Genomic DNA, 16,504 nt, shown 5'->3' with positions numbered 1-16,504 from the left:
CTCCATCGCGTTTTTGTGTTTTTTCAGGAGTCCTTCATGGGCAACAAACTTTACGTGGGCAACCTGCCCTACTCTTTCCGCGACGAAGATCTGCAGCAGACCTTCAGTCAGTACGGCTCGGTTGGCAGCGCCAAGGTCATGATGGAACGTGACACCGGCCGCTCCAAGGGTTTCGGCTTCGTCGAAATGGGTAGCGATGCTGAAGCCCAAGCCGCCATCCAAGGCGTGCATGGCCAAAACTACGGCGGCCGTGACCTGGTGGTCAACGAAGCCCGTCCGATGGAACCCCGTGCTCCCCGTAGTGGTGGCTTCGGTGGTGGCAATGGCGGCGGCGGTTACGGCGGTGGCCGTAGCGGCGGCGGCTACGGTGGTGGCGGCGGTGGTGGTTACGGCGGTGGCCGTAACAGCTACTAATAAGTCCTCATCAGCATTCCCCCAGGGTCTGCTGACGGCATGAAAAGGAGCCTTCGGGCTCCTTTTTGCGTTCTGGCGCAGCATGGGCGCCACAGCACGCAAAGCCCCTTGCTTTTTCCGTAAAAGTGTGGCGCATAATGGCTTGCGGGCTTTGCCTGCGTTTCAAGTTTGCGGTGATCCGTCAGTTTCGCGCTGAGAGCGTCATTGAGATTAGCTGGCTGCGTTTTGGGGACTCCATCGCTTTATCCATGTGTTTTTGAGGAGTCCCTCGATGGGCAACAAACTGTACGTCGGCAACCTGCCTTACTCGGTGCGCGACGGTGATCTGGAACAGGCCTTTGGCCAGTTCGGTGCCGTGACCAGCGCCAAGGTCATGATGGAGCGCGACACGGGTCGCTCCAAAGGCTTCGGTTTTGTGGAGATGGGCAGCGACGCAGAAGCCCAGGCTGCCATCAACGGCATGAACGGCCAGCCCCTCGGCGGCCGCAGCATTGTGGTCAACGAAGCCCGTCCTATGGAGCCACGCCCACCCCGCAGTGGTGGTTTTGGCGGCGGTGGCGGCGGCTACGGCGGTGGTGGCCGCAGTGGTGGTGGCTACGGCGGCGGCCGTGAAGGCGGCGGCGGTGGCTATGGTGGTGGCCGCGAGGGCGGTGGCGGTGGTTACGGCGGTGGCCGTGACGGTGGCGGCGGCTACGGCGGCGGTGGCCGCAGCGAAGGTGGCTTCCGCAGCCCCTACGGTTCGGGCTCGCGCAACGGCGGAGGAGGCGGTCGCAATGGCGGTGGTGGCGGCTACGGTGGCAGCGGCAACGGCGGCTACTGAATCACACCCGTTCTTTCAGTCAAAAGGGCCCTCAGGGGCCCTTTTTCATGGTGACGGCACGTCGAGGTAGCCATCCATCGCCCCTGCTGGCGCCCTGAGGCTCCTGGTGCAAGCCCTGGCCCTCACTGCATTTCGCTTTGGCGGCGCTTGCGCGGGCGGCCCGCCAGCACCTTGTCAAACAAGGAGTTGGGCAGCATGCGCAGCAGCTTGGCAACCACGCCCATCTGCCAGGGGATGACCCGGTAGCTCACGCCCGCCTGAATGGTGCGGAACGCCCGGTCGGCAAAATCGGCAGGCTGCATCAAAAACGGCATGCTGTAGCGGTTCTGCTGCGTGAGGGGGGTGTCGATGTAGCCCGGCGACACCGTCACCACGCGCACGCCATGGGGGCGCAATTCACCGCGCAGGCTCTCGCAATAGCTGATGACCGCCGCCTTGCTGGCGCAATAGGCTCCATGACCCGGCAGGCCGCGGATGCCGGCCACGCTGGCAAGGCCCACCAGGGTGCCGCTGCCGCGCTGCACCATGGCATCCACAAATGGCTGGAAAGTGGCCGCCATGCCGATGTTGTTGGTGGCAAAGGTGCGGGCCATGACGTCGATGTCGCTCAGCACGGCCGTGTCCATGCCCACGCTGATGCCGGCGTTCGCAATCACCACATCTGGCACCCCCTGGCGTGCGATGCAGTCACGCCCCGCAGCGACGATGCTGTCAGTCACCGACACATCGGCACTATAAATTTCATAGCTATCAGGGCTTATTCCTTTTGCACTTGCCCATGTTTTGACCTCGGAAGTGCGCCGAGCCACCAGCGCCAGGCGGAATCCCGCTTGGTGGTAGCGGTGGGCCAGGGCCTGGCCAATGCCGCTGGAGGCGCCGGTGATGAAGACAAGGGGTTGGGTCATGTGCGTTCCGGCTGTGGCGGCAAGGCGAGGTGGCGTGGGGCTATCGCGTGGTGCCCGGCAGGATCATGCCGCGCACGCGCCCGCGCAGTTGCAGCACCTGGTCGAGGTTGTCGTAGTCCATGCTGTCGGCAGTGAAACGGTCGTTGCCGCGGGTGAGCGTGACCGGCTGGTCCGAGCGCACCCGTTCGGTGTTGGTGAAGGCGTGCAAAAACTCACCCCGGAACTCCATGCGGGGTTGCGCCGCCGACCCGGGCTTGGCAGGCAGCGGTTCACGCGTGACGATGGCATTGCCGAACAACTGCACTTCGGAGCCATCGGCATTGCTCAGGGCCCGGTTGGCCGTGGCCACGGTGACCCGGCCATCGAGGCTGACGGAGCGCATGCGGACCTGGTCGATCTCCAGCGTATCGGTGTCGGGGTAGTGGCGTGCCTCGTCACCCTGCACCTCACTTTGCAGGCGGCCTGTGGCATCGAAGGTCTTCACCGAAAAGGACTTCATGAAGTAGTCTGGCTGGTGCTTCACAGGCCGGTCAATGGCCGGCAACTGCGGCATGGGCGCGTTGCGCACCAGCCACCAGGTGCCCAGCGCCAGCAGGCCCATCAGCACCACGGGCAGGTAGATCGAAAGCTGGTCCCAGCCCTGGCGGATCACGCGGATCATGCGGTGTAGTCCGCCAGCAGCGCCGCGTAGCGGCCCGTGGCCACGAGCAGCAGGTCGCACAGCTCACGCGCCGCGCCGTCGCCCCCGCGCGCCTGGGTGACGAAGTGGGCCGCGTGGCGCACCTCGGTCTGGGCATTGGCGGGCGCGCAGGCAAAGGCGCAGCGGCACATGACGGGCAGGTCGGGCCAGTCGTCGCCCATGGCTGCGGCGTGCGCCCAGGTCAGGCCCAGGGTGACCAGCATCTGCTCGGCGGCGGGGCGCTTGTCTTCGGTGCCGAACACGGCGTGCTCCACGCCCAGGGCCTTCAGACGCAGGCGCAGCGGGGCAGAGTCGCGGCCGGTGATCACGGCGGGGGTGATGCCGGCCTTTTGCAGCAGCTTGAGGCCGTGGCCGTCCAGGGTGTTGAAGCGTTTGATGGTTTCGCCCGCTTCGCTGAAGTACAGGCCGCCATCGGTGAGCACACCGTCCACGTCGAAAAAGGCCACGCGCACGCCCTGGGCGCGCAGCAGCAGCTCAGGGTCGATCTGCAGGGCAGGAGAGGGAGAGGTCTGCGGGGACAGCGCCATCGTCAGATCACCTTCGCCCGCATCAGGTCGCCGATGTGCACCACGCCCACCAGCACGCCCGCTGCGTCCACCACCAGCACGCTGGTGATGGCGTGGGCCTCCATCATTTCGGCGGCGTCCACGGCCAGCGCGTCGGGCGCAATGCGGCGCGGGTTGGCGTGCATGACCTGGGCGGCGGTTGTAGACCGCAGGTCTGCGCCGGCCTCGATGCGGCGGCGCAGGTCGCCGTCGGTGAAGATGCCCAGCACCTGCCCTGCTGCATCGACGATGGCCGAGGCGCCCAAGCCCTTGGCGCTCATCTCGCGCATGAGGTCGCTGAACGAGGCTTCGGGCGCCACGCGCGGCACTTCGGCGCCCGAGCGCATCACGTCGCTCACATGGGTGAGCAGCTTGCGGCCCAGCGCACCGCCGGGGTGCGAGCGGGCAAAGTCTTCGGGGCGGAAGCCCCGGGCGTCCAGCAGGGCCACGGCCAGCGCGTCGCCCATGGCCAGCTGGGCCGTGGTGCTGGCGGTGGGGGCCAGGTTGAGCGGGCAGGCTTCGCGCGCCACGCTGCAGTCGAGCACCAGGTCGGCATAACGCGCGAGGGTGGACTGCAGACCGCCCGTCATGGCGATCATGGGCGCGCCCAGGCGCCGCAGCACGGGCAGGATGGCCGTGAGTTCGCCGCTTTCGCCACTGTTGGAGATGGCCAGCACCAGGTCGTCGCTGGTGACCATTCCCAGGTCGCCATGGCTGGCTTCGGCGGGATGGACAAAAAACGCGGGGGTGCCGGTGGAAGCCAGCGTGGCGGCAATCTTGCGGCCCACGTGGCCGCTTTTGCCCATGCCCATGACCACCACACGGCCCCGGGCCTGCAGCACCATCTGCACCGCCTGGGCAAACACACCATCCACGCGGGCCGCCAGGCCATTCAAGGCTTCCACCTCGATGTGGAAGGTCTCGCGGGCCAGGCGCAGGGCCTGATCAGCGTCAAAAGGGGGCAGCGCGGCGGGAGCGGGAGTCATGCAGGGATTCTATCGACCGGGCATGCGGACCGGGCCGTGCAACCTCCCAAGTCCACTGGCACGGTCCGTGCACCCAGCCCACAAAGCCTTCGCCCCGCCCCCAAGGCTGCGAGACCTGCGCGCACGGCCACGCAGCGGCGGCCTGCAGCCCCGGCCAATGGCTTGCTTGAATCCTGTGTTACACAACTCAAGCCTCGGATAGCATCGAACCCATGTCTTCTCTTGCCCTCACACTGCTTTACCTGCTGGCCGCGGTGCTGGGCGTGGTGACCTGTCGCAGCCTCAAGCTGCCGCCCATGCTGGGCTACCTGGCGGCCGGGGTGCTCATCGGGCCGCATGCGCTGGCACTGGCGCAGAACTCTGAAGGCGTACGCCACCTGGGCGAGTTCGGGGTGGTGTTCCTGATGTTTGCCATTGGGCTGGAGTTCAGCCTGCCCAAGCTGCGCGCCATGCGCAAGCAGGTGTTTGGCCTGGGGCTGATGCAGGTGGTGCTGACGATGGCCGTGGTGTCCGGCTTGGCGCTGGTGCTGTCGCGCTGGGCGGGCGGGGTGTGGGACATGGGCTGGCAGACGGCGCTGGCGCTGTCGGGCGCGATGGCGATGAGCAGCACGGCGATTGTGGTCAAGCTCATGGCCGAGCGGGCCGAGCTGGAGAGCGAACACGGCCGGCGCGTGATGGGCATCCTGCTGTTCCAGGACCTGGCCGTGGTGCCGCTGCTGGTGCTGATTCCGGCGCTGGGGTCGTCGCACGACCAGTTGCTGACTTCGCTGGGCTGGGCGCTGATCAAAGCCACGGTACTGGTGGGCCTGCTGCTCACCGGCGGCCAGCGGCTGATGCGCTGGTGGCTCACGCTGGTCGCGCGGCGCAAGAGCGACGAGCTGTTCATGCTGAACCTGCTGCTGATCACGCTGGGCCTGGCCTGGCTGACCGAGCTGGCGGGCCTGAGCCTGGCGCTGGGCGCCTTCATTGCGGGCGTACTGGTGTCCGAGACCGAATACCGCCACCAGGTGGGTACGGACATCCGGCCCTTTCACGATGTGCTGCTGGGCCTGTTCTTCATCACCATCGGGATGATGCTGGACTGGCACATTCTGGTGGACCGCTGGGCGCTGGTGCTGATGCTGCTCACCGTGCCGCTGGTGCTCAAGCTGGGGATCATCCTGGTGCTGGCACGCGGCATGGGTGCGACCACCGGCGTGGCGCTGCGCACCGGGCTGTACCTGGCGCAGGCGGGCGAGTTCGGTTTTGTGCTGCTGTCGCTCACGCAAAGCAATGGGCTGGTGCAACCGGCCCTGATGAACCCCATCCTGGCGGCCATGGTGCTCTCGATGCTCGCCACGCCGTTCCTCATCATGTACAGCAACCGCATCGTGATGAAGCTGGTGGCCAGCGACTGGCTGCAGCAGTCGCTGCAGATGACATCGATTGCGCGCAAATCCATCAACACCAGCAAGCACGTGATCATCTGCGGCTACGGCCGCTGCGGACAGAACCTGGCGCGCATGCTGGAGCACGAGGGCATCCCCTACATGGCGCTGGACCTGGACCCGGACCGCGTGCGCCAGGCCGCTGCGGCGGGCGACTCGGTGGTGTATGGCGACGCCACCCGTCTGCAGGCGCTGATGGCCGCCGGCCTGGTGCGTGCCAGCGCCGTGGCCGTGACCTACATCGACGTGCCCGCCGCGCTGAAGGTGCTGGCCAATGCCCGGTCGCACGCGCCGCAGGTGCCGGTGGTGGTGCGCACGCAGGACGACCTGTACCTGGACAAGCTGCAGGAGGCCGGCGCGACCGAGGTGGTGCCCGAAGCCATCGAGGGCTCGCTCATGCTCGCCAGCCACGCCCTGGCCCTGGTGGGTGTGCCCATGCGCCGCGTGCTGCGGCTGGTGCAGGACCAGCGTGATGCGCGCTACAACCTACTGCGCGGCTACTTCCACGGCGCGGACGACGACACGGTGAACGAGCGCGACCAGGAGCGCCTGTCCACCATCAACCTGCCCCCCGGCTCCACGGCCCTCGGCCGCAGCCTGGGTCAGCTGGCGCTGCCGGCCATGGGCGTGCGCGTGGTCAACCTGCGGCGAGGCAACGGCCATGTGAGCGCAGCGGTGGACGAGGCCTTGCTGGCCGAAGGCGACACGCTGGTGCTGTCGGGCCACCCGGCCGCGCTGGCGCTGGCAGAAGACAAACTGCTGAAAGGCTGACCAGCCTGGGGCACGCCGCCGGCAACTCAGCGGGTGGCTAGGCACCCCATTGGAATGAAATCGGCCTGCAGAGCTAGTGCAATATACGCCAACAGCTACATATTTGATAGCAAACTACAGCAACCCTGCGGGCCCAGGTCGCCCGAACAGGTAGCCCTGGAACTGGCGGCAGCCGTTGCGCAGCAAGAACGCGCGCTGCCCTTCGGTCTCCACCCCCTCGGCCACCACGTCCAGGCCCAGGCTGCGGGCCAGCGTGATGATGGTGCAGGCGATGGTGGCGTCGTTGGGGTCGGTGAGCACGTCGCGCACAAAGCTCTGGTCGATCTTGAGCTGGTCCAGCGGCAGGCGCTTGAGGTAGCTGAGCGACGAGTAACCGGTGCCAAAGTCGTCCAGCGAAAAGCCCACTCCCAGTGTGCGCAGCGCCTGCATCTTCAGGATGCTGTCCTCCACGTCGTGCAGCAGCAGGCTTTCAGTCAGTTCGAGCTTGAGCAGGCGCGGGTTGGCGGCCGCATCGCGCAGCGCGGCCAGCACCTGCTCCACAAAATCGGGCTGGCGGAACTCCTGCGCACTCACGTTGACGGCCAGCGTCCACGCAGCCGTTGCCGGGGCGGTGGCCCACTGGGCCAGCTGGCGGCAGGCTATGGCCAGCACCTGCCGGCCCAGGGGCAGGATGAGCCCGGTCTGCTCGGCCAGCGGGATGAAGTCGGCGGGAGAGACCATGCCGCGCTGCGGGTGTTGCCACCGCACCAGCGCCTCGGCTCCCAGCAGGTGGCCGGTGGCGTCCACCACCGGTTGGTAGTGCAACAGAAACTCGTTGCGCGCCAGGCCCTGGCGGATGTCGCCCTCCAGTGCCGAGCGCGCCGACGCAGCGGCCTGCATGGCGGGGTCAAAAAAGCACAGGGTGTTGCGCCCCTGCGCCTTGGCCTGGTACATGGCCAGGTCGGCGCGCTTGAGCAGCTCCTGCACAGGCTGCTGCGCATCCTGGAACAGCGCGATGCCAATGCTGGGCGTGCTGTGCATGTCGCAGCCGTCCACCACATAGGGCTGGTTCAGCGCCACCAGAACCTTCTGCCCCACGGCTTCGGCCTCGGCGGCGGCTTCGACCTCCTGACTGTGGAGGCCTTGCACCACGACCACAAACTCGTCACCACCCAGCCGCGCCACGGTGTCGGTGGCCCGCACACAGGCCCCGATGCGCGCGGCCACCTGCACCAGCAGGCGGTCGCCCCATTCGTGGCCCATGGTGTCGTTGATGCCCTTGAAGTTGTCCAGGTCCAGGAACAGCAGCGCACCGTGGCGGCCCTCGCGCTGGGTGGTAGCGACCGCGCGCTCCAGCCGGTCCATGAGCAGGCGGCGGTTGGGCAGGCCGGTGAGTTCGTCGTAGAACGCCAGGCGCTGGATCTCGGCCTCGGCCAGCTTGCGCTCGGTGATGTCGCGCGCCACGCCCCGGTAGCCGGTGAAGCGCCCCTCTTCGTCAAAGATGGGCTCGCCGCTGATCGACACCCACACGGGTCTGCCGTCCTGGGACAGGCGCTGCATCTCGAAGTCGTGAAAGACCTGGTGCGCCTCCAGCTGCTCGCGGTGCTCGCGCCATTGCCCCTCGGTGACGAAGGTGTCGGGCAGCTCCCAGCGGGTCAGGCCGTAATGCATCTCGTCGGGCACGCCCTCCGTGTGGTACGGGTTGCCGTCCAGCCGCACAAAACGGAACTGATCGTCCTGCTCCCAGTACCAGTCGGACGACAGGTCCGTCAGACTGCGCCAGCGCGCCTCGCTCTGGCGCAGGGCCTCCAGCGTGCTCAGGTAGTCGGTGACATCGGTGAACGTGCGCACGCGCCCGCCGGGCTCCAGGGCGCGAGTGCGCACCTCGATGTAGCGGCCCTTGGGCGTGCGCCGCACATAGCTGTCGGGCAAAGGCATCTGGTTGCCGTGGGCCGCGTACTCCGAGGCCACATAGTTGCGCGCCATGGGCTCGATGAGCTGGAAATTGGGACCGAAGTCACCCCGCTCGGTCTGAAAGCGCACCACCTCTTCGACCAGGGGCTGCGTGGCCAGCAGGCTCTCGGGCAGGTCCAGCAGCTCCAGGTAGCGCTGGTTGTAGACGCGGATGCGCCCCTCGGCGTCCACGTTGGTGATGCCCTGGGAGATGTTGTCCAGCGTGCCTTCAAGGGCGCGGGTCTTCTCGGCCAGCAGGGCGCTGGTGCGGGCCAGTTCGGCCTCCACATGGCTGCGGGCCAGCTCGGCGCGGCGGGCGGTCTCCAGCTGGCCGATCGTGCTCAGCAGGGGCTGCAGAAACTGCACGTCGGCGTTGGAGTACCCGCTGCTGCGGTTGGCCAGGCCCACCATGGCCACCAGTTCGCCTGCGGCATGGATGGGCAGGCCCAGGTAGGTGCGCAGCGTGGGGTGGCCGGGCGGCGTGCCCGCGCTGCGCGGGTCGTGGCTGGCATCGTTGCTGATCACGGGCTCGCCCGACACCAGGGCTGCGCCCACCAGCGAATGCAGGTTGTCGAACACCATGCCGTCCTCGGCATGCTGGGCGTAGCGCTGGCGCGAGGCCTCGTCCCAGCTGATGTCGGTCATCGCGTGCACACGCAGGTAGGGGTGCCCGTCATCGGCCCGCTGCACCTGGCCCACCAGGCCAAACGCGCTCTGGGTCAGCGTCATCAACTCGCCCAGCAGCGCCTCGAACGCCGCCCGGGGACCCGAGCTGGCAATGAACATGCCCTGGGCCCGTGAGATGGCCTGCAGCAGCCGGTGCTGGCGCGCCAGCATGGCCTCGGCCGCGCGGCGGGCACGGGCGCTGGAGGTGCGCTCCAGCACGGCTTCGATCTGTGCGGGCAGGGTGAGCAGGTAGTCCAGCGCCGGGTCCTGCACGGTGAAGTCGTCAAAGCCATGGCGCATGGCCTGCGCCGCGTGGGTCTCCGCCCCCATGCGCACGATGATGATGGCCGGAACGCCGTCGAGCAGCTGCAGCAGGTCAAAGGCCGAGCCGTCCATGGTGCGCTGGGCCGCCAGCACGATGTCGGGCCGGTGGCGAAGCAGATATTCGCGCGCCTCGGCGATGGACTCCACCACGTCCACGCGCCAGCCCGACCAGGGGTCGGCCAGCGCCCCCGCCACGGCCTGTGCGTGGGGGTGATCACTCTCGATCAGCAGGACGGAGATGGGCATGGGCCGATCGTCGTGGGGGTTGGGGCACCGCCCGCCACAGGCGGCGCGCAGTTTGTAACGCCAGTGAAACACATTATGGCGTCTGGTGCAGGCACGCGCGGGAACGGCCGGGCTGTTTACACTCTCGCACTTTCCGAGCGCTGCGCCACCGGCCAGCCCCTTGCGCGCGCACAGGCATTGGCCCCCGTCCGGGCCGCCTCACCGTCATCACTCCCACACCCGCCATGCAGCCCCTCAGCGTCAACCAGTACCTTCGTCAGCACATCCGCACCGTCCCTGACTGGCCCGCGCCTGGCGTGCAGTTCCGCGACATCACGCCACTGCTGCAAGACCCGAAAGTGTTCCGTGTGCTGATCGACGCGTTTGTGCACCGCTACATGGACAAGGCGCTGCGCCCCGATGTGGTGGCAGGCCTGGACGCGCGGGGCTTCATCCTAGGCGCTGTGGTGGCCTATGAGCTGAACGTGGGGTTCGTGCCCATCCGCAAGAAAGGCAAGCTGCCGTTCACCACGGTGGAGGAAACGTATGAACTGGAATACGGCAGCGCCACGGTGGAGCTGCACACCGACGCCGTGAAGGCCGGCGACCGCGTGCTGCTGATCGATGACCTCATCGCCACCGGCGGCACCATGATGGCCGGCAAAAAGCTGCTGGAGAAACTGGGGGCCACCGTCACCGAAGGCGCCGCGATTGTCGATCTGCCCGAGCTGGGCGGATCACAGCGCCTGCGCGATGCGGGCCTGCCGCTGTACACCCTGGTGGACTTTGCAGGGCACTGACCCGGGGCCTTGGCATGGGTGCACGGCCCGCTCAGGGCGTGCACCACATGACCTTTGGTGACCTTGGGCTCAGTTGAGTTCGCCGTACTGCGTGCTGCTGAGGTCGGGGGCGGGACCGTCGGCACCGGGCATTTCGGTGTCTTCAAAACCCGTGGGCTGGGACGGGGGCAGCAGCGGACCGGAACGCACGGGCACTCCTGGCTTGGCGGCCGCAGCCGTGGCCGCTGACGACCCTGCGGCGTTGGCTAGCGCGCGCTTGAACGCGGCCACCTCGTCGGCCTCGATGGGTTCAAAGCGGGCAGAAGAGGGCTGCCGCGCTGCGGCCAGCGGTGCGGGTGCAGACACGAGGGGCGCGGGGGCCGACACCGCGCCGAGCGGGCGGCGCGCAGCCAGCGGGGCCGCTGCCGGCGCCAAAGGAGCTGGAGCCACCGGTGCGGGTGCAGCCACAGCGGGGCGTGCACCTGCCAGGGGAGCGGGCGATGGGGTCAGGGGTGCCGGGGCCGTCGCCGCAACGGGCGGGCGGCGCACCGCTGTGGAAGCCGCTTGCAGTGGCAGCGCTGCACCCTGGGGCGCCACGCCCTTTTGCGGAATACCCACCGCCACATGGTCGTTGATGCGCCAGTACACGGCCGTCACCAGAATGTCGTAGCGGGTTTTGGCGGTCTGGGCGATGAGGGCCTCGATCTCGCTCAGGCGCACCGTCTCGCCGCCGTATTCGCGGGCCAGGTCCATCATCACCAGGAACTGGCGGCCGCGCTGGTCGAGCGACAGCACCTTGAATTTGTAGCTGGCCGACAGCACGCCCGCGCGCACCATGGCATCGCGCACCACCGTGTAGAGCAGCTCGCGGCGCTCCATGCGCTCATTCTTGCGGTTGGCGGCGTGCTCGGGCGGCTGGGGCTCCACGAGTGGCTTGCCCTGGCGCCCGGGTTGCAGGGGCACGGTGGCGTCGGCGTTGAACAGGCCGGAGGGCTCGGCCGCTGCGCGGGGCTTGGCGGGAGCAGGTTTGCGGCTGAACCAACTGAACAGGGACATGGCTTGCTTTCTTCGGATGGTGCCTGGACAAAATCCAAATCGAGTGTAACGCGCCATCCCCCCGCAGAAGGCGGGAGAAGCCCGAGGAAAACCCCCGACAGGGCCTGCCTGTCAGGTGGCCGCAACGCGGCGGCGGCGGTTGCCCAGGCGCTTGGCCAGCACAGCCCCTGCGGCCATGGCCAGACCCAGGGCAATGGCGGGCTGGCGGTTGGTCAGCTCGGTGAAGCGGATGGCTGTGAGGCTCCACAGCTTGCAGGGCGCGCTGGCCTGCACGGTGGCGCTGCGTGCGCGGTGCGAGAAGAAAGCGCCTTCGCCGACCACCGAGCCAGCGCCCACAATCGCCAGGCGCAGGCGTTCTTTTTCGTCCTGGTAGTGCACGCTCAGGCTGCCGCTTTCGACCAGATACAGGGTGCGGTCCGTGGCGCCCTGACTGAAGAGCACCTGGCCAGCGGGCAGCACCACCGGCAGCAGGTAGGACGACAGCACCTCCCACTGGGCGGCCGACAGCGGGTTGGTCATGCTGTCCTCCGCCGTGGTCTGGGCGATGGCGTCGATCAGACCTTTGAGGTCCACCTTGGAGGCAACGGGCATGGGAACATTCATGGTCCGCCGAAAGTAACCCTGTTACAGATCGGACACAAGCGCTGTTTACGTCCGTTTACAAGATAGGGCGACCAACGGTCGTTATTTACCGATACAGAAGCTGGAGAAGATCACGCCGAGCAGGTCATCGGAGGTGAATTCGCCGGTGATGGCGCTCAGCGCGTTCTGCGCCAGCCGCAGCTCCTCGGCCAGCAAGTCCAGCGCCGGGCCCTGGGCTTGCAGCTGGTCGGCGGCCTCCTGCAGGTGGGCAGACACCGCCTGCAGCGCCTGCACATGGCGCGCCCGGGCAATGTAGATGCCCTCGGGCGCCGACTGCCAGCCCGCCACATCCAGCAGCAGCTTCCGCAACCCGTCCAGACCTTGCCCGGTGCGCGCCGAGAGGTGCACCGCCGGGCGCCCGGCGCTGACGGAGGGGGCAACACCCGCCGCGCAGTCCAGCTTGTTCCAGACATCAATCACGGGAATGTTCTTGGGCAGTTTTTGCCCCAAGGCGCTTTCGATATCTGCGTCGGCAGCTACATATTCAGGAGCGTTCTGCTGCGACAGGTCGTGCAGGAACAGCACGGCGTCTGCCCCAGCAATCTCGTCCCAGGCGCGGGCGATGCCGATGCGCTCGACCTCATCACTGCTGTCGCGCAGGCCGGCGGTGTCGATGATGTGCAGCGGCACCCCTTCGATCTGGATGGTCTGCTGGACCTTGTCGCGCGTGGTGCCGGCAATGGGCGTGACGATGGCCAGCTCGGCCCCTGCCAGCGCATTGAGCAGTGAGCTTTTGCCGGCATTGGGCTGGCCGGCGATGACCACCTTGATGCCCTCGCGCAGCAAAGCGCCCTGGCGCGCGCGCTGCATCACCGAGGCCAACGTTTGCTGCAAGTTCGATAGCTGGCCATGCGCATCGGCCTTGCGCAAGAAGTCGATTTCTTCTTCAGGAAAGTCCAGCGTGGCCTCCACCAGCATGCGCAGATGGATGAGTGCGTCGCGCAGGCTGTGGATTTCTGCAGAAAACGCGCCGGTCAGCGAGCGGCTGGCGCTGCGGGCTGCGGCTTCCGTGCTGGCGTCGATCAGGTCGGCAATCGCCTCGGCCTGGGCCAGGTCGATCTTGTCGTTCAGGAAAGCCCGTTCGGTGAACTCCCCGGGTTGGGCCACGCGCAGGCCCGGCAGACAGGGCTGGCCGGTCGCCGGTTGGGTGGCAGCCCCCGCCTCCAGACAGCGAGCCAGCAGCAGCTGCAGCACCACCGGGCCCCCATGCGCCTGCAGCTCCAGCACGTCTTCGCCGGTGTAGCTGTGCGGACCGGGGAAGTACAGCGCGAGCCCCTGGTCGATGGCCTGGCCCTGTGCATCCCGAAAGGGCAGGTACGTCGCCTCGCGGGGCTTGAGGGTGCGGCCGCACAGCGCCTGCACCAGGGCCTCCAGCCCTTTGCCCGACACCCGTACGATGCCGACGGCCCCGCGCCCGGGGGCAGTGGCGATGGCAACGATGGGGTCGTGGTGGCGTGCAAGCATGGGCAGGGACTTTACAAGGTGACAGAAAAAAGGCCGCTTGCGCGGCCTTTGGGGGTCAGTTCGTGGATGTCAGCGTTGCCGCTGCCGCATCACTTGAACTTGGGCAGATTGAACTGCGGTGGCACGCCCATGCGGGTGTTGATGATCCACTGCTGCGCAATCGACAGGATGTTGTTTGTCAGCCAGTACAGCACGAGGCCGGCTGGGAAGAAGAAGAACATCACGCTGAAGATCAGCGGCATGAACCACATCATCTTGGCCTGCATCGGGTCTGGTGGCGCGGGGTTCAGGGCGGTCTGCAGCAGCGAGCTGGCCGTCATCAGCAAGGGCAGGATGAAGAATGGGTCAGGCGCGGAGAGGTCGTGGATCCAGCCGATCCAGGGCGCATTGCGCATCTCGACGCTGGACAGCAGCACCCAGTACAGCGCAATGAACACAGGGATCTGGATCATGATGGGGAAGCAGCCGCCCATCGGGTTGACCTTTTCCTCGCGGTAGATGCGCATCATCTCCTGCTGCATCTGCTGCGGCTTGTCCTTCAGGCGTTCGCGCATCTCCATGATCTTGGGATTGATGGCCTTCATCTTGGCCATGCTGGCGTAGGCCTTGGCATTGAGCCAGTAGAACGCGATCTTGAGCAGCAGCACCAGCGCAACGATGGACCAGCCCCAGTTGTTCAGGAGCTTGTGCAGGTTGTCGAGCAGCCAGTACAGCGGCTTGGACAGGATGGTCAGCCAGCCGTAGTCCTTGACCAGTTCCAGGCCGGGGTACAGCTTTTCCATCATGGTCTCGACCTGCGGGCCGGCGAAAAGGCGCGCGTCGATGGTCTTGGTGGCGCCCGGCTCGATGGTGCCGAGGGAGGTCAGCATGCCCACGGAGTACAGGTTGGTGTCCACCTTGCGGGTGAAGGGCTCGCGCTGCACGCCGTCGGCCAGCAGCCATGCAGTGGCGAAATAGTGCTGCACCATGGCGACGTAGCCATTGGCCGAGTCCTTGGGAATGTCGACTTTGCCGCTTTCGATGTCCTTGAACTCGATCTTCTGGTACTTCTTGGCTTCGGTGAAAACCGCCGGACCGGTGAAGGTGGAGTAGAACGACGACTCGCCTGGCGGCTTGTTGCCGTCGCGCACCAGTTGCAGGTACAGCTGGGGCGATACAGCGGCGCTGCCCGTGTTGACGATGTCGTGCTTGACGGCGATGTCATAAGCACCGCGTTTGATGGTCCAGGTCTTGACCAGCTTCACGCCGCCCTGGTCGGGCGACTCGAAGCGGATGCTCATGGAGTCTTCACCGTCCTTGAGTTCGCGCGGGCCGGGAACGGCCGTCATCACCGTCTTGTGCGTGGGGAAAGTGCCGCCCACCAGGCCGGTCTGCGCCACGTAGACGCGCTGCGCGCTTTCATCCAGCAACAGGAAGTTGCGGGCCTTGTCGGTCATGTCGGCGTGCTTGAGCAGCTCGGCCTGCGTGAGCGAGCCGCCTTCGCTGTCGAACACCAGGCGATACAGGTCGGTCTTGACCTCAATGCGTTCGCGTTTGGCAAGCGCAGCCGCTGCAGCAGGCTGCCCGGGCACGGCTGCCGCGCCTTGCGCGGCCGTTGTGGCTGCGGGCACGCTGGTGGCGGGCACGCTGGCAGCCCCGGTCGCGCCGGAGGCCGCGCCTGTGGCAGCAGCAGGGGCTGTCACTGCGGGCGTGGTCGGAAAAAAGGTGGCCTTGTTGCCATTGTGCAGCTGCCACTTGTCCCACAGCAGAACCATGGAAAAGCCAAAAATCACCCACAGGATGGTGCGGCGAATGTCGTTCATGAAGACTTCTTTGGTGAGGATGGGGGAGTGGTGGAAGGGGTGAGCCTGGAGAAAAGCCGCAGGCTGCGCGGCAGATCTTGCGGGACCGGATCATGGCCCCCCTCGCACCAGGGGTGGCAGCGTACCAGCCTGCGCACCGTCAGATAACTGCCTGCTGCGGCGCCGTGCTGCTCCAGCGCCTGCAGCGAATAGACCGAGCAGGTCGGCTCAAAGCGGCAGGTCGAGCCCAGCCAGGGGCTGAGGAACAGCCGGTAGCCTGTGACCACGCCGATCAGCAGGCGCTGCATCATGGGGCGGTCACCGGCTCTGCCACCGGAGGTGCAGGTACAGACACAGGTGCTGCAACTGCGGCGCCCGCATGCCGGGTGGCGTACCCGAACAGCTGCAGCAGCTCCGCGCGCACCGCCTGCTTGAGCTGGTCGGACGTTGCGCTCACAAACTGCTTGCGATCAAACGCCGAGCGCAGGCGCACCACATGGGCGGCCTGCGGCAAACGCGCCTCGAACGTGGCGCCCACGGTGTAGATCTGCCGCTTGATGGCGTTGCGCGTCACGGCACGGCGCGCCCAGCGCTTGGGCACCATGGCACCCAGCCAGACGCCAGGAACGACAAACAGGGCCTGCGGCCCTTGCGCGTGCGGCAAGGAGCCGGGCCCTGTGGGTGCAACAGTAGCTGCCTGGCTGGCCATTGCGGTGCTGCTGGCATCCAGTGCCAAACGGTGCAACGCGAAATGTGCTGTGCGGGAGACAGTGCCTCCCGCCATGGCAGCCTGGAACTGCGGCCGGGTTTTTAGCCTGTGCATGCAAGCGCCCCGTTTGGAACCTGGCGGTACAAACCGGGAACAGGCAGGGAGCAGGCCGTAGACCGTAACGGCCTTAGACGGCCAGGCGCTTGCGGCCCTTGGCGCGGCGTGCGTTGATAACGGCACGGCCGCCGCGGGTCTTCATGCGGACGAGGAAACCGTGGGTGCGCGCGCGGCGCGTCTTGGAGGGCTGGTAAGTACGTTTCATGGTGCTATTCCTTGAGGTTCAGTTCCGGACTGCTGC

General features: G+C 66.9%; 16 protein-coding genes. 4 read left to right on the top strand and 12 right to left on the bottom strand.

Annotated features, from left to right (window positions below):
- Positions 1-36: 36 nt before the first annotated feature.
- Together ACT531_RS04250 and ACT531_RS04245 are read left to right on the top strand one after the other, a co-directional pair.
- Complete coding sequence (locus tag ACT531_RS04250) at positions 37-414, top strand: RNA recognition motif domain-containing protein (RefSeq protein ID WP_015016399.1); 378 nt, start codon at positions 37-39, stop codon at positions 412-414.
- A gap of 271 nt (positions 415-685) precedes the next feature.
- Entirely contained in the window at positions 686-1,234 is a 549-nt protein-coding gene (locus tag ACT531_RS04245; protein WP_476016577.1) for an RNA recognition motif domain-containing protein, read from the top strand.
- Between the two features lie 122 nt (positions 1,235-1,356).
- Here ACT531_RS04245 and ACT531_RS04240 read toward each other — a convergent pair whose 3' ends face one another.
- Genes ACT531_RS04240 through ACT531_RS04225 form a run of 4 tightly spaced genes read right to left on the bottom strand, consistent with a single transcriptional unit; the run spans position 1,357 to position 4,370 of the window.
- Complete coding sequence (locus ACT531_RS04240; RefSeq protein ID WP_476016576.1) at positions 1,357-2,139, bottom strand: SDR family oxidoreductase; 783 nt, start codon at positions 2,137-2,139, stop codon at positions 1,357-1,359.
- Positions 2,140-2,179: 40 nt separating this feature from the next.
- Complete coding sequence (lptC, locus tag ACT531_RS04235; protein ID WP_121941452.1) at positions 2,180-2,800, bottom strand: LPS export ABC transporter periplasmic protein LptC; 621 nt, start codon at positions 2,798-2,800, stop codon at positions 2,180-2,182.
- Positions 2,797-3,366 (bottom strand): KdsC family phosphatase, encoded by a 570-nt coding sequence (locus tag ACT531_RS04230; protein ID WP_476016575.1) that lies wholly within the window; start codon positions 3,364-3,366, stop codon positions 2,797-2,799. Before ACT531_RS04230 ends, lptC begins: the two co-directional genes overlap by 4 nt.
- A gap of 2 nt (positions 3,367-3,368) precedes the next feature.
- Entirely contained in the window at positions 3,369-4,370 is a 1,002-nt protein-coding gene (locus tag ACT531_RS04225; RefSeq protein WP_476016574.1) for a KpsF/GutQ family sugar-phosphate isomerase, read from the bottom strand.
- A 212-nt stretch (positions 4,371-4,582) separates the two neighbouring features.
- Here ACT531_RS04225 and ACT531_RS04220 point away from each other — a divergent pair, with 212 nt between their 5' ends.
- On the top strand, positions 4,583-6,568 hold the full coding sequence (locus ACT531_RS04220; RefSeq protein ID WP_476016573.1) for a monovalent cation:proton antiporter family protein: 1,986 nt from the start codon (positions 4,583-4,585) through the stop codon (positions 6,566-6,568).
- A gap of 114 nt (positions 6,569-6,682) precedes the next feature.
- On the opposite strand, the gene ACT531_RS04215 is transcribed toward ACT531_RS04220, so the two are convergent.
- On the bottom strand, positions 6,683-9,736 hold the full coding sequence (locus tag ACT531_RS04215; RefSeq protein ID WP_476016572.1) for an EAL domain-containing protein: 3,054 nt from the start codon (positions 9,734-9,736) through the stop codon (positions 6,683-6,685).
- Positions 9,737-9,960: 224 nt separating this feature from the next.
- On the opposite strand from ACT531_RS04215, the gene ACT531_RS04210 reads away from it, so the two are divergent.
- On the top strand, positions 9,961-10,515 hold the full coding sequence (locus ACT531_RS04210; RefSeq protein WP_043565825.1) for an adenine phosphoribosyltransferase: 555 nt from the start codon (positions 9,961-9,963) through the stop codon (positions 10,513-10,515).
- Positions 10,516-10,584: 69 nt separating this feature from the next.
- On the opposite strand, the gene ACT531_RS04205 is transcribed toward ACT531_RS04210, so the two are convergent.
- The 7 genes from ACT531_RS04205 to rpmH form a co-directional block, all read right to left on the bottom strand.
- Positions 10,585-11,550 carry a hypothetical protein gene (locus ACT531_RS04205; RefSeq protein ID WP_476016571.1) on the bottom strand — a complete coding sequence of 322 codons (966 nt, stop codon included), beginning with the start codon at positions 11,548-11,550 and terminating at the stop codon, positions 10,585-10,587.
- A 111-nt stretch (positions 11,551-11,661) separates the two neighbouring features.
- The gene (locus ACT531_RS04200; RefSeq protein WP_476016570.1) at positions 11,662-12,153 is read right to left on the bottom strand and encodes a Crp/Fnr family transcriptional regulator; all 492 of its coding nucleotides are present in this window, start codon (positions 12,151-12,153) and stop codon (positions 11,662-11,664) included.
- A gap of 81 nt (positions 12,154-12,234) precedes the next feature.
- Positions 12,235-13,656 carry a tRNA uridine-5-carboxymethylaminomethyl(34) synthesis GTPase MnmE gene (gene mnmE, locus ACT531_RS04195; RefSeq protein WP_476016569.1) on the bottom strand — a complete coding sequence of 474 codons (1,422 nt, stop codon included), beginning with the start codon at positions 13,654-13,656 and terminating at the stop codon, positions 12,235-12,237.
- An 89-nt stretch (positions 13,657-13,745) separates the two neighbouring features.
- Complete coding sequence (gene yidC / locus ACT531_RS04190; RefSeq protein ID WP_476016568.1) at positions 13,746-15,458, bottom strand: membrane protein insertase YidC; 1,713 nt, start codon at positions 15,456-15,458, stop codon at positions 13,746-13,748.
- Positions 15,455-15,748 (bottom strand): membrane protein insertion efficiency factor YidD, encoded by a 294-nt coding sequence (yidD, locus tag ACT531_RS04185; RefSeq protein WP_476016567.1) that lies wholly within the window; start codon positions 15,746-15,748, stop codon positions 15,455-15,457. Before yidD ends, yidC begins: the two co-directional genes overlap by 4 nt.
- Entirely contained in the window at positions 15,745-16,260 is a 516-nt protein-coding gene (locus ACT531_RS04180) for a ribonuclease P protein component (RefSeq protein ID WP_291441724.1), read from the bottom strand. Before ACT531_RS04180 ends, yidD begins: the two co-directional genes overlap by 4 nt.
- A 73-nt stretch (positions 16,261-16,333) precedes the next feature.
- Positions 16,334-16,468 carry a 50S ribosomal protein L34 gene (gene rpmH / locus ACT531_RS04175; RefSeq protein WP_005798102.1) on the bottom strand — a complete coding sequence of 45 codons (135 nt, stop codon included), beginning with the start codon at positions 16,466-16,468 and terminating at the stop codon, positions 16,334-16,336.
- Positions 16,469-16,504 lie beyond the last annotated feature (36 nt).

It is taken from the genome of Acidovorax sp. DMC1 (assembly GCF_056314325.1).
The sequence above is the reverse complement of the archived record's forward strand: the minus strand, read 5'-3'. Positions and strand labels throughout refer to the sequence as shown.